The organism is Marinobacter sp. H13 (assembly GCF_059072335.1).
The window spans coordinates 2,715,943-2,728,711 of the sequence record NZ_JCACRU010000001.1 but is presented as its reverse complement, the minus strand read 5'-3'; the positions used below and the strand labels follow the sequence as shown (position 1 = coordinate 2,728,711).

At 59.4% G+C, this 12,769-nt stretch carries 14 protein-coding genes; 7 read left to right on the top strand and 7 right to left on the bottom strand.

Features of this window, described 5'->3' with window-relative positions; all coding sequences use genetic code 11:
- Positions 1-2 precede the first annotated feature (2 nt).
- Complete coding sequence (locus tag AC5JQH_RS12605; RefSeq protein WP_041644897.1) at positions 3-263, top strand: MoaD/ThiS family protein; 261 nt, start codon at positions 3-5, stop codon at positions 261-263.
- Position 264: 1 nt separating this feature from the next.
- A complete protein-coding gene (locus tag AC5JQH_RS12600) occupies positions 265-711 on the top strand; it encodes a molybdenum cofactor biosynthesis protein MoaE (protein WP_014575841.1) in 447 nt (148 codons plus the stop codon).
- A 64-nt stretch (positions 712-775) separates the two neighbouring features.
- Here the strand turns inward: AC5JQH_RS12600 and trxA are convergent, their stop codons facing one another.
- Positions 776-1,102, bottom strand: coding sequence for a thioredoxin TrxA (trxA, locus tag AC5JQH_RS12595; protein WP_008169901.1), 327 nt, complete (start codon positions 1,100-1,102; stop codon positions 776-778).
- A 293-nt stretch (positions 1,103-1,395) separates the two neighbouring features.
- Here trxA and ppx point away from each other — a divergent pair, with 293 nt between their 5' ends.
- Positions 1,396-2,922, top strand: a complete 1,527-nt coding sequence (ppx, locus tag AC5JQH_RS12590) for an exopolyphosphatase (protein ID WP_491713514.1) — start codon at positions 1,396-1,398, stop codon at positions 2,920-2,922.
- A 6-nt stretch (positions 2,923-2,928) separates the two neighbouring features.
- On the opposite strand, the gene AC5JQH_RS12585 is transcribed toward ppx, so the two are convergent.
- The gene (locus AC5JQH_RS12585) at positions 2,929-4,872 is read right to left on the bottom strand and encodes an ATP-binding cassette domain-containing protein (RefSeq protein ID WP_491713515.1); all 1,944 of its coding nucleotides are present in this window, start codon (positions 4,870-4,872) and stop codon (positions 2,929-2,931) included.
- A 46-nt stretch (positions 4,873-4,918) separates the two neighbouring features.
- On the opposite strand from AC5JQH_RS12585, the gene AC5JQH_RS12580 reads away from it, so the two are divergent.
- The 3 genes from AC5JQH_RS12580 (at position 4,919) to bamJ (ending at position 6,700) form a co-directional block, all read left to right on the top strand.
- Positions 4,919-5,476 carry a TIGR02444 family protein gene (locus tag AC5JQH_RS12580; RefSeq protein WP_008169909.1) on the top strand — a complete coding sequence of 186 codons (558 nt, stop codon included), beginning with the start codon at positions 4,919-4,921 and terminating at the stop codon, positions 5,474-5,476.
- Positions 5,473-5,859 carry a DUF4124 domain-containing protein gene (locus AC5JQH_RS12575; protein ID WP_008169912.1) on the top strand — a complete coding sequence of 129 codons (387 nt, stop codon included), beginning with the start codon at positions 5,473-5,475 and terminating at the stop codon, positions 5,857-5,859. The genes AC5JQH_RS12580 and AC5JQH_RS12575 overlap by 4 nt, the downstream gene beginning before the upstream one ends.
- A gap of 124 nt (positions 5,860-5,983) precedes the next feature.
- Entirely contained in the window at positions 5,984-6,700 is a 717-nt protein-coding gene (bamJ, locus tag AC5JQH_RS12570; protein ID WP_008169914.1) for a BamJ family beta-barrel-assembly machinery protein, read from the top strand.
- 95 nt (positions 6,701-6,795) lie between these two features.
- Here bamJ and AC5JQH_RS12565 read toward each other — a convergent pair whose 3' ends face one another.
- Both AC5JQH_RS12565 and AC5JQH_RS12560 read right to left on the bottom strand, forming a co-directional pair.
- Positions 6,796-7,275: an Rsd/AlgQ family anti-sigma factor gene (locus tag AC5JQH_RS12565; protein WP_008169916.1), complete on the bottom strand. Its 480-nt coding sequence runs from the start codon at positions 7,273-7,275 to the stop codon at positions 6,796-6,798.
- Between the two features lie 100 nt (positions 7,276-7,375).
- Positions 7,376-7,882 carry a disulfide bond formation protein B gene (locus AC5JQH_RS12560; RefSeq protein ID WP_175497417.1) on the bottom strand — a complete coding sequence of 169 codons (507 nt, stop codon included), beginning with the start codon at positions 7,880-7,882 and terminating at the stop codon, positions 7,376-7,378.
- A 93-nt stretch (positions 7,883-7,975) separates the two neighbouring features.
- Between AC5JQH_RS12560 and AC5JQH_RS12555 the strand changes: the two genes are divergently transcribed.
- Positions 7,976-8,425, top strand: coding sequence for a flagellar basal body-associated FliL family protein (locus AC5JQH_RS12555; RefSeq protein ID WP_008169920.1), 450 nt, complete (start codon positions 7,976-7,978; stop codon positions 8,423-8,425).
- A gap of 20 nt (positions 8,426-8,445) precedes the next feature.
- Here the strand turns inward: AC5JQH_RS12555 and rmf are convergent, their stop codons facing one another.
- The 3 genes from rmf to AC5JQH_RS12540 all read right to left on the bottom strand — a co-directional run bounded on the left by rmf (position 8,446) and on the right by AC5JQH_RS12540 (position 12,743).
- Complete coding sequence (rmf, locus tag AC5JQH_RS12550; protein ID WP_008169923.1) at positions 8,446-8,661, bottom strand: ribosome modulation factor; 216 nt, start codon at positions 8,659-8,661, stop codon at positions 8,446-8,448.
- 122 nt (positions 8,662-8,783) lie between these two features.
- A complete protein-coding gene (gene gshA / locus AC5JQH_RS12545) occupies positions 8,784-10,337 on the bottom strand; it encodes a glutamate--cysteine ligase (RefSeq protein ID WP_008169925.1) in 1,554 nt (517 codons plus the stop codon).
- A 66-nt stretch (positions 10,338-10,403) separates the two neighbouring features.
- Positions 10,404-12,743: a Tex family protein gene (locus AC5JQH_RS12540; protein ID WP_493805659.1), complete on the bottom strand. Its 2,340-nt coding sequence runs from the start codon at positions 12,741-12,743 to the stop codon at positions 10,404-10,406.
- Positions 12,744-12,769: the final 26 nt, after the last annotated feature.

Sequence of the window (12,769 nt, the reverse complement as noted above, 5' to 3'; positions counted from 1 at the left end):
CCATGAGTGATAACACGATTACAGTGCGCTTCTTCGCCCGTCTGCGCGAAGACCTGAAAACCGACCAGCTGGCTATCGACGCCAGGCCTGGCCTCACAGCGGGCGATGTACTTGCAGAGCTGGCCAGCCAGGGCGGCCCCTGGGATCAGTTGCAGGGCGACCAGCCGGTTATGATTGCGATCAACCAGGCCATGGCGAAACCGGGCTCTGAGGTGAAAGCCGGCGACGAGCTTGCCTTTTTCCCGCCGGTCACCGGAGGTTGAGATGATTTCGGTCCAGTCTGACGATTTTGATGTGGCCGCTGAGTACGCGGCGCTGCGTGACAGTGGCGCCGGCACCGGCGCCATTGCAACGTTTACCGGCCTGGTGCGGGACAGCGGTGACTTGCAGGGCGTTACCGGGCTCTACCTGGAACACTACCCCGGAATGACCGAACAGGTGATCCAGGGGCTCATTGATGACGCCTCGAAGCGCTGGGATGTGCGCAAGGCCCGGGTGATTCACCGGGTGGGCAGGCTGGCGCTGTGCGACCAGATTGTCTTCGTCGGGGTGTGCAGCGCCCACCGTGGGGACGCGTTCGCGGCCTGCGAGTTCATCATGGACGCCCTGAAGACATCCGCTCCGTTCTGGAAAAAGGAAATCACCTCAGACGGGGAGCACTGGGTGGAACAGAAAGAATCCGATCGGGCGCGCTCCGAGGACTGGAAGTAACTGGCCATAAAAAAACCGCCCGTGAGCCTGGGCTCAGGGGCGGTTTCTGGTGACCTGCCTGCAATCAGAGATTGCTGTCCAGGAAAGCCGCCAGCTGGGATTTGGAGAGCGCGCCGACTTTCGTGGCGTCCACGTTGCCGTTCTTGAACAGCATCAGGGTGGGGATACCGCGGATGTTGAACTTCGGCGGGGTCTGCTCGTTCTCGTCAATGTTGAGCTTGCAGACTTTCAGTTTGCCGTCGTATTCGTCGGCAATCTCTTCAAGCACCGGGGCAATCATCTTGCAGGGGCCGCACCACTCTGCCCAGTAGTCCACCAGAACGGGGACGTCGGACTGCAGTACATCCTGCTCAAAAGAAGCGTCGGTTACATTTACGATATTTCCGCTCATTACCTTTTCCTGATTCATGCACTACTGCTGCACATCGGCATGTCCCTTTCAGGGAATAACCTGCCGGGCACAGGTGCTGTTGACTGTCGCTGAAGGCTGTCCGGGTTATACGGACAACCTTTCACCCAAATCACGGTAAGACATACTTTACGCGATTGATCAGCCGGATGTGAAGCGGTAAGAACCGATCCAGGCCTGACCGTCGTCAAATGCGCGGTTTTCCGGTTACTGACAGGCCTGAGGGATTTCGCTTATAGTACCCCGCACGTTCATCTCAAAAGGATTCCGACCACGTGACGGCCGCATCCACCGCCGAAAACGCTGCCGCCTCATCCGAGGTACTCGCAGCCATCGACATGGGCTCGAACAGCTTCCACATGGTGGTTGCCAGACTAGTGCATGGGGAAATCCGGACCCTCGAGAAGATGGGAGAAAAGGTTCAGCTCGGAGCTGGGCTGGACCAATACAACCGGCTCACTGAAGACGCCCAGGAGCGGGCCCTCGCCTGCCTGGGACGCTTCGCTCAACGGCTCAAGGGCATGCCGCCAGAGGCGGTGCAGATTGTCGGCACCAACGCGCTTCGCGTGGCGCGCAATGCCCATCAGTTCATGGCCCGGGCCGAAGAAGCGCTGGGCTATCCGGTAGAGATCATTGCCGGCCGCGAGGAAGCACGCCTGATCTATCTGGGGGTTTCACATACCCTCTCCGACGACATCGGGCGTCGACTGGTTATCGATATTGGCGGTGGCAGCACCGAATTCATCATCGGCCAGCGGTTTGAACCCCAGGAGCTTGAAAGCCTGCACATGGGTTGCGTGTCGTTCCGTAACCGGTATTTCCCGGACGGCAAGATAACCAGGCGGCAGATGGACAAGGCAGTGATCCACGCAGAACAGGAACTGCTCAACATCCGCCAGCATTACCGCTCCGTGGGATGGCAAAGTGCGGTGGGCTCATCCGGCTCGATCAAAGCCATTGCCAGCGTATTGGCGACCCTGAAGATCACCGACGGCACCATTACCCTCGCCGCCATGCAGGAACTTCGCAAGCGGCTGGTGGACATGGGTAAAACAGAAAAACTGGGAGATCTGGGCGTACGCTCGGACCGCCAGAGCATATTCCCGGCCGGATTTGCCATCCTGATGGGGGCATTCCAGTCCCTTGGTATCAAGGACATGGCGTTCGCCGATGGTGCTCTGAGGGAAGGTCTGCTTTACGACATTGTCGGGCGAATCCAGCACGAGGATGTCCGTGAGCGAACCATTTCCGCGCTTCAGGAGCGTTACCACGTTGACCAGGCACATGGCGCTGCCGTTGAGGAAACGGCCGTGGCAGCATGGCGGCAGGTTGCCGACGCCTGGGCCCTGAACACCCCGGCAGATGAAGAAGTACTGCGCTGGGCCTGCCGACTGCATGAGATCGGCCTGACCATTTCCCATAGCCAGTACCATAAACACGGCGCCTATCTGTTGCGCTACTCGGATCTGCCCGGCTTCACCCAGCAGTTCCAGCGCGACCTGGCAACTCTCGTGCGCGGCCACCGGAGAAAATTCGCCTCGGCAATCTTCGAGGGCCTGGACCCGGAAGACATTGCCAGGCTGCGTTACCTCTGCGTGCTGGTGCGCCTGGCGGTTCTGATTCAACACCCACGCAACATGGAGCCGCCTCCGGCCTTCACCCTGACGGCACACAAGGACAAGTTGGTGCTGGAGTTTCCGTCAGGTTGGCTGGATGACAGGCCGCTGACCCTGGCCGACCTGGAAAACGAACGGGACTATCTCGCCAAACAGGACTTTGTTCTGGAACTGAACGGCGGCTGAGCGCGCTCAGCCAGCCAACTCGGCCTCCAGGGACTCCACCTCTTCGCTGACTTCAAGCCACTGCGCCTCCACCTCTTCCAGGCGGGCGGTTGCGGTGGCCTGCTCCGCCAACAACTCTTTCAGACGGGTCTTGCCGCTGTCGTCGTAAAGGTCGGGTTCGGATAGCTGCTCTTCCAGAGCTGACAGCTTCTGCTGAAGCTGGTCCATTTCCTTTTCCAGCGCACTCTGTTTTTTACGGTAGGGGCTGAGTTTCTGGCGAAGAGCCGCCTCTGCCCGCTTGCGCGCCTTCCGATCTTCGGCACTCTCGCCCACCGCCTCAGCGGCCTCGGGCACCCCCTCCTGGCCGACCGGCACTCTCCTAGGTGCCTCGGTTTCGTCTTTCCGGCGGTCCGCCAGCCAACGCTCATAGTCTTCCAGATCGCCCTGGTACTCCGTTACCCGACCATCATTGACCAGCCAGAACTCGTCCACGGTGTTCCTTAGCAAGTGCCGGTCGTGAGAAACCACCACAATAGCGCCTTCAAAGTTCTGCAGCGCCATGGTCAGAGCCTGGCGCATTTCCAGATCCAGGTGGTTCGTGGGCTCGTCCAGCAGGAGCAGGTTGGGTCTCTGCCATGCGATCACGGCCAGCGCCACGCGGGCCTTTTCGCCACCGGAAAACGACCGGATGGCACTCAGGGCTTCATCGCCATGAAGATCAAAGCCACCAAGGAAATTCCGTATACTCTGCTCTGACGCCTTCGGGGAAAGCCGCTGAAGATGCAGGAAAGGGCTGGCATCCAGATCCAGGGACTCCAGCTGATGCTGGGCAAAGTAGCCGATGGCCAGATGCTCGCCACAGGTACGATCACCAGACATCAACGTGCCCTCACCCCGGAGTGCATCCATCAGGGTAGACTTGCCCGCACCATTGGGACCCAGCAGCCCGACCCTGCTGCCCGGCAACAGGGTCAGGTTAATGCTGTTGAGGATTGCAGTACTGCCGTGCCCGGCCTTGCCATTGCGTATCGACAACAGCGGATTGGAAACCTTCTCGGCCACCGGAAACTCGAAGCTGAACGGCGAATCGATATGGGCCGGGGCAATGCGCTCCATCCGCTCCAGAGCCTTGACGCGGCTCTGGGCCTGACGGGCCTTCGTGGCCTTGGCCTTGAACCGATCGATGAACCGCTGGATTTCGGCGATCCTGGCCTGCTGGCGTTCAAAACCGGCCTGCTGCTGGGCCAGACGCTCACTGCGCTGGCCCTCAAAGGCTGAGTAATTACCCGTATACAGTTCCAGGTTACGGCGATCGAAATGCACGACATGGGTAGCGACCCGATCCATGAAATCGCGGTCGTGGGAGATAAACAGCAGGGTCCCGGGATAGCGCCGCAGCCAATTCTCAAGCCACAGACAGGCATCCAGATCGAGGTGGTTGGTGGGCTCGTCCAGAAGCAGCAGATCGGACGGTCGCATCAGGGCCTGGGCCAGGTTCAGGCGGATTCGCCAACCACCGGAAAACGCCGATACCGGCCGGTTCGCATCCTCGTCCGAGAATCCCAGCCCGCGCAGCAAGGCCTCGGCCCGGCGGCCGGCGGACCAGGCCTCGTGCACATCCAGCTCGCCGTGTATGCGGGCAATGGCATGATCGTCACCTGCGGCCTCGGCCCTGGCAAGTTCACCTTCCAGGCGGCGCAAATCCAGGTCGCCATCTAGAACAAAATCCCTCGCGCTGCGCGAGGTGGCTTCGACCTCCTGCGCCATGTGGGCAATCCGGCAACCACCCGGCAGAGAGACCGCGCCCTGCTCTGGCGCCAACTGGCCCAGCAAGAGCTGGAAAAGACTGGACTTGCCGGCACCATTGGCACCGACGATCGCGACACGCTGGCCGGGTTGCACCGTCAGGCTGACGGATTCTAGCAACCAGACGCCGCCCCGTTGTAAACTGAGATCGGTTATCGTTAACATGCTTTCATTTTATCAACGTAAAGTGTTCAGGGAAGGCACAGCGCCTATGTCGGTCCGCTCGGCGACCACCCCGGATTTTTCGACACCGCCGCTGGAACTTCCGGCAGATCTGGAACCGGACAACCCGCTCTGGCGTTTTGCCCTGGCGTTCTGGAAACGTCCGGATGTCCAGAACAGCTGCCTGGCGCTTCAGAATCAGGGCTGGAGCGTAACGCGGATTCTCGGTGCGGCCTGGCTTGCACTCTCTGGCAGGGTCTTCGCCGGGGTCGAGGACGCTACGGTAACAGAGTGGCGCGACCGTGTAACCGTTGCCCTCCGGAGCGCGCGGAAATCGCTGCCCGGCAGCGCCGACAACTGTCAGAAGCTTCGCACCGGCATCGCCGGCCTGGAGCTTGAAGCCGAACAGATTGAACTGGCCCTGAGCTGGCGAACGCTAATGACCATTAACCCGGAACACGCAGACATGCAGGGACGCGACGCACTGATCATCAACAATCTGTTTGCGGCAGCACCGACCTTACCCGTTGAGGACGATGCAAGGCCCTTGCTGAATACACTGGCCGATACTCTGGCCCACTTTCCCAAGGGAGACCATCAGCCATGATGATGAAATGGCTCATACGGCTCTCGTTCCCGGCTCTCGGGTTATTGCTGTTGCTGATTTTCTTCGGTCTGAACGACCCGGAGCAGGTCTCCGAACCTGTGGCAGAGCACGAGCAGCCCGAGATTCCCGCGTTTGAAGGACTGGTCCCGTCCCCGATTCCCACCGAGGGCCCCGAAATCGTGTTCAAATGGCAGGATACCGACGGCAACTGGCACTACGCTGACCAGCCGCCCGAACAGGGCCGCTGGAACACCCTCGCTATCGAGCGACGTGACAAGGTCTTCCCCCGGATTCAGCCGCAGGAGCCGGAAACAGACTGGCAATCTCCCTACAGCGCACCTTTCTCCCTGGGTCCCTCAGCTGCCGGTACCAACGGCAGCTGAGCTGACACGTCCGGTTTCTTAACACATGTTCAGTGGCATCTGATGCCGGAACCCGTTACCTTCTGCGTTCTGACAAACACAACGCGGGGCCCTGCCCCAAGCACCGACGTTAAAGGATAATGCAATGAAGAAAACGCTCCTTGCACTGGCAGTGACCGGCCTCGTGGCCGGCTGTTCCACACCCCCCGAAGCCCCGGAACAACCGAAACTGGATTCCACCGATCAGAAGGTGAGCTATGGCATGGGCCTGGTTCTCGGTGAGCGCATGGGTAACGACCTGCCGAATCTGCAGATGGACCAGTTCCTCCAGGGCATCCAGCACGGCCACGCCGGCGATGAAGAAGCCAAGCGCATGAGCCGCGAGGAAATCCAGCAGGCTCTGATGACCTACCAGCAGCAGCTGCAGGAAGAGCAGGGCAAGCAGATGGAAGAATTGGCCCAGAAGAACCTGGATGCCGGCGAAGCCTTCCTTGCCGAGAACGCAGAGCGTGAAGGTGTGGAAACCACTGAATCCGGCCTGCAATACGAAGTACTTGAGCAGGGTGACGGCGAAAAGCCGGCAGCAACAGACACCGTTCAGGTGCATTACACCGGTGAACTGCTGTCCGGTGAAGTATTTGACAGCTCCCGCGAGCGCGGTGAGCCGGTTACCTTCGCCCTGAACCAGGTGATTCCCGGCTGGACCGAGGGCCTGCAGCTGATGAGCGAGGGTGCCCGTTACAAGCTCTACATTCCGTCCGATCTGGCCTACGGCCCCGGCGGCAACAGGGCGATCGGCCCCAACGAGACCCTCGTGTTTGATGTCGAGCTACTCGAGATCAACCCTGGCTCCGGAGACTAAGCGCCAGAACAGGCAGCTGTCAGTTCTGAGGCTGCCACACGAAAAAGCCCCAGCCGGCGATGCCGGACTGGGGCTTTTTTTGATTCAGGGATTTCTCAGGCAGAGGCTACTTTGCCGGCATGGGCATTGTGCAGATGCTCGATCAGGAAATCCTCCATCTCGAACCGGGTCTCCAGAGTTTCACCCAGCTTCGACAATTCACCGAACAGTTCTTTGACATCCTCTTCGGACAAATCCCGGCCATCCAGCCGGTCATTGAAGTTAAGGGCAACCTCGGTGGTTTGCTCAATACGGGGATAAACCTTGGCAGCCAGCTCCAACCCGCCATCGTTAAATTCCCGGGCCTCTCGCACCAACTGCTCGTAGATCTCGAAATGACCGGTAGACACGTAGTCCACCAGAACTTCACACAGGCGCACGAATTTTTCTCTCAATGCTTCGGTCTGCGAGAAGTCGCTTTCTCCGGACAGGTCGCAGTAATGCACCAGAAGCTCCTGACGCTCCTTGAGCCAGCGATCAATCAGCTCGCTGACGCCGCCCCAGCGCTCCCTGGCATTTCGGCAATTTTCCAACATGACGCCTGTTCTCCGCTTGTCTTGACTACTTCTGTTTCGGTTTTGATTTTTATTAGGTTTGGATCAAGTTACCCCATGGCTGCGGTTCCCCGCAACCGTTTCAGCCTCGAATCCATTCCCGGGGTTTTTGCCGGCGAAACATCAAAACCAGACCGGTGATGACAAGCAGCGAGAAAAAGACAGCAGTCCAGCCGGGAATGCTCAAACCCAGGAACCGCCACACCACTTCAGCGCAGTCCCCGGTGCCCTGGAGCGCGGTAGACAGAACTTCGAACCACGGCAGAACGTCCAGCATGTAGTCCACCGAAGGCCCGCATGCCGGCACCTGGTCCGCCGGCAGGCTCTGCAGCCACAACTGCCGCCCGGCGACACCCAGCCCTGCTCCGGCGGTCAGCACCAGCAGGAACCCATAGATCCGCACGCCGAATCCGGTGGGGCCATGGAGAAAGGCCAGGAAACTGACCAGACCGGCACCCATGAAACCGAAGCGCTGTAACCAGCAAAGCGGGCAGGGCTCGAGCCCCATCACATGCTCCATATAAAAAGCCACACCAAGGAGTGCGGCACATACAAGGAAAATAAGCCCGAAAACCCATCTGCTGGTCAAAAGAACACCTCGAATCGTGAATTGAAACTGCAAGCGGCCACAGGGCCTGCTATTCTCGTCACTTAACCCTAAACCACGATCAACTTCAAGCCTATGACACGCCAGCCAAAATCTGTTCTGACGCTTCTTTTTCTATTGTTTGCAACGATCTCTTTGCCGGCCGTTTCCCAGGAAGAGGAAAATGCCGAAGAGGAGGTGGCTGAAGAAGAAAACAGCTTTACCGACTACATCAGCATGGATCCACCGTTCGTGACCCACGTGGGTACGCCCGGCAACAAGCCAACCTATCTGAAAGCCGCGGTCAGTCTGCGGGCAAACAGCGCGAGCGCACGGCCTGCCGTGGATGCTCACATGCCCCGATTGCGACACGAACTGGTCATGCTGTTTGGTGAGCAAACGGATACCGATCGCCTCACCTCAATGGAGGGCCAGGAGGCGCTGCGCGAAGAAGCCAAACAGCGAATCAATGCGGTTCTGGAAGAGCAGCAGACCGGCGAAAGCATAGCCGGCGTGCTGTTTACGGAGTTTGTCGTGCAGAAGTGAAGCTGGAACCGGCCAGTGGTTCAGGCGATCCGCGAGAACAGATCATCTGACTGGTCGCGGTCATCACGGGCCACCTGATCGGCATCATCCCAACCGGCTTCCCAGGCCGCAATAACGACGTCACCACGATAGGGGCAGCGGGATTTGTCCATGCCCATGTTGGCCGCCATATAGCCCTGTCGGTAAGCCTTGTTCAGGGCTTCCACGTCCCAGCCGAGTTTGATATCCCTTGCCATCGCAATCCCCTCCCGATCCTGATGTTACAAAAATTAACAGCCGGACCGGAGGGAGACAAATCTTTGTTCAGTTTCTGTGCGTCAGGTCCGCAGACTCCTGCGACGCCTCCCGAACCCAACGTTCAAGAGCGCAGGTACTGTTCCAGAAACTCGCTGAACGACAGGGTATCGGCGCTTTCCATGTCGGCCTGCTCGGTCAGGGATTCTGACGTCATAGCCTCAAACGCGCGGCGCACATCATCACCAAGACCTTCCTGCCTAAGGCTCTGCTGATGCTGCCGCGCCATTTCCATACCCCACTCCCGGTGACCCAGGCCAGAGGAACGCATGGCATCGAGAACCCGGGCAGACGGCACGGTCCATTCACCGGTCAACACTTCGCGCTGGGCGGCAAGGGCGTTGCGGTAGGTGTCATCACCCCGCCAACTATCGAGCAGTTCCGCAAGGGGCTCCAGCTGGGACAGAATGTCGTTCGCAGCGTCGGATACCGGGGTACGATGCCCACCACGGCAAAGCGCCAACTCTCGATAACGCCCATTGGCGACCACATCCTTGTAGTTGTCATCCAGGCGTTCACATTCGGCATCGCCAATTCGGGGAGAGTCTGCTAGCAGGCAGTCCAGCAGGAACAGATCCAGAAAATCGATCTGGGCCTCGTTCACACCAACCGGCGAGAAGGGATCAAGGTCCAAACATCGCACCTCAATGTACTCCACACCCCGGGCTTCGAGGGCCTGGATGGGCTTTTCCTCACGCTGCGTCGTGCGTTTGGGGCGCACCGCGCTGTAATACTCGTTCTCGATCTGCAGTACGCTGGTGTTGATCTGGATGAACTTGTCGCCCCGGCGGGTGCCGATCGACTCATACGCCGGCCAGGTGGTGTGAATGGCCCGATCCAGAGTCTGGGTGTAGGTGCTCAGCTCGTTGAAACAGATATTCAGGGATGCCTGTGCGTTGTTGTGGTACCCAAGATCGCCCATCCGTAACGAGGTTGCGTACTCACCGAACCAGGTGCGTTCATCAAATCGCGAGAGATCATGGTTCACGCCGGCTACAAAGCTGGCATCCAGGGCGGGCGAAGCACCGAACAACAACATCAGCAGCCAGCTGCGGCGGCGGAAATTGCGAATCAGCCAGAAATACTGGTCCGACTTGAAGTCTTTCAGGCTTTGCTCGTTGCCCAGCAATTCCTGCCACTTGTGCCAGAAACTGTCGGGCAGGGACAGATTGTAGTGGGCGCCCGCGATGCTCTGCATCATACGGCCGTAGCGCACGGCCAGTCCCTGCCGGTAAACATGCTTGAGTTGGCCAATATTGGAGCTGCCATACTCGGCGATGGGGATACTCGGGTCACCATCCAGCTCACAGGGCATGCTTGTCGCCCAGAACACTTCGTCACCCAGGTTCTGCTGCACAAACGTGTGGATATCCCGCAGCGATTTCAGCATGCCTGCCGTGCTGTCGAACACCGGCGTGATCAGCTCCAGCAAGGCCTCTGAATAGTCAGTGGTAATCCTCGGATGGGTAAGCGCCGACCCCAGGGCTTCGGGGTGCGGAGTCTGGGCGATGAAGCCGTTGCGATCCACCCGCAGCCCTTCTTTTTCGACACCCTTGAGGAAACCATCCCAGTCGCTGGCAGCGAACTGACGAAATACGGAATGGCGGGATTCAGCCATGGTCGACTCCTGCTGCGGCCGGCTTGCTCTTGTGCATAACCGGCCGGTGAAAAGATTGTAAACCCGTCAGCTGTCCTTGCGCGCCGAGGCAAGTGCCTGGGCCAGCGCACCAGCCATGGCGCCCTGTGGGGATTTCTGACCGGAACCGCCATTACCGGCATTCCGGTTTCCGCCCTTGCGGCTGGCTCCGGAGCGGTTGGAAGCCATTGGCTTGCCTTCGTTTTTCTCGCCAGGCTGATCGTCCATACGCATGGTCAGGGCAATTCGCTTGCGCGGGATATCCACGTCCATCACCTTGACCTTGACGATATCCCCGGCCTTGACCACTTCTCGGGGATCCTTGACGAAGGTGTGGGACAGCGCGGAAATGTGCACCAGGCCATCCTGATGCACACCAATATCCACAAACGCGCCAAAGTTGGTCACGTTGGTCACCGACCCTTCCAGCACCATGCCGGGTTTGAGATCGCTCAGGGTTTCGACCCCTTCCTCAAAACTTGCGAACCTGAATTCCGGTCGCGGATCCCGCCCCGGTTTCTCCAGTTCCGAGATGATGTCCTTGATAGTCGGCAAACCGAACTGTTCTGTTACGTAATCCTGGGGATTCAGACCACGCAGGAACGAGGAATCGCCGATGATATCGCCCACTTCGCGATTATTTTTCCGGGCGATGGCCTCGACCACGCCATAGGCTTCCGGGTGCACGGAGGACCGGTCCAGGGGGTTCTCGCCGCCGGCAATACGCAGAAAACCCGCCGCCTGCTCGAACGTGCGGTCCCCGAGACGGGTGACCTTGAGCAGCTGTTTCCGGTTGCGGAACATGCCGTTCTGGTTGCGGAACTCAATGATGTTCTGGGCGATGGTCTGGTTCAGGCCCGAGACCCTTGCCAGCAGTGGCGCTGACGCGGTATTCAGATCCACACCCACGCCGTTTACGCAGTCTTCCACTACGGCATCGAGGCTTCGTGACAGCTGCACCTGGGAAACGTCGTGCTGGTACTGCCCCACCCCGATGGATTTCGGCTCGATTTTCACCAGTTCGGCCAGCGGATCCTGCAACCGGCGGGCAATGGACACCGCGCCGCGAATGGTGACATCCAGATCGGGCAGTTCTTTTGAGGCGAACTCGGAGGCTGAATAGACCGAAGCACCGGACTCACTGACCACGATCCGGGCCAGCTTCAATTCGGGGTAACGCTTGCTGAGGTCGCCGACCAGCTTCTCCGTTTCCCGGGAAGCGGTGCCATTGCCAATGGCCACCAGTTCAATCTTGTACTCCCGACACCAGGCCGCCAGCTGCTCGATGGAACGGTCCCATTGGTTCTGCGGCGCATGGGGGAAGATGGCACCGTGGCCGGCCACCTGGCCAGTGCCATCGATAACAGCCACTTTCACCCCGGTGCGTAGCCCTGGATCCAGGCCCAGGGTCGGACGTGGACCGGCCGGCGCAAGCAGCAGAAGATCCTTGAGGTTGGCGGCGAACACGTTGATGGCTTCGGTTTCTGCCGCTTCGCGGACCTGTGCCATGAGATCGGTTTCAATCTGGGTGGAGAGTTTCACCCGCCAGGTCCAGCGAACCACCTCCGAGAGCCATTTGTCGGCAGCACGACCATTGTCCCGGATATTCCAGCGAGCGGCGATGCGCTGCTCGGCCGGGTGGGGCGCACGGCGGTCATCCTCGGCATCACCAACAACAATCGTGTAACCAAGAACGCCCTCGTTCCTGCCCCGAAGGATGGCCAGGGCACGGTGGGACGGAACTTTCTTAAGCGGCTCAACGTGGTCGAAATAATCACGGAACTTGGCCCCCTCGTTTTCCTTGCCTTCCACCACGGTGACTTTCAGCTGGCCTTCCTGCCAGATAAAGTCCCGCAGGCTGCCCAGCAGCTCGGCATCCTCGGCAAACCGCTCCATCAGAATGTAGCGGGCGCCATCCAGGGCAGCCTTGGTATCTTCCACGCCGGCTTCTTTGTTCAGGTAGCCCTGGGCAGTGGTTTCAGGATCGAGAGTCGGATCATCATAGAGGGCGTCAGCCAGCGGCTCCAGACCCGCCTCGCGGGCAATCTGGGCCTTGGTCCGGCGCTTGGGCTTGTAGGGCAGGTAAAGATCTTCCAGACGGTTCTTGGTGTCGGCGTCCTGGATGGTGGCCTTGAGCTCGTCGGTCAGCTTGCCCTGCTCCTCAATGCTCTTGAGGATAGTGGCACGACGGTCTTCCAGTTCCCGCAAATAGCGCAGACGTTCTTCCAGGTTCCTCAGCTGGCTGTCATCCAGTGAGCCTGTGACCTCTTTCCGGTAGCGGGCGATAAACGGAACGGTCGCGCCTTCGTCGAGCAGTTCGACGGTGGCATTAACCTGTTGCTCGCGGACACCGAGTTCCTCGGCGATACGCCTGGAGATACTGTTCATGCAACCTCTGTCTGATGCTTTGCCAA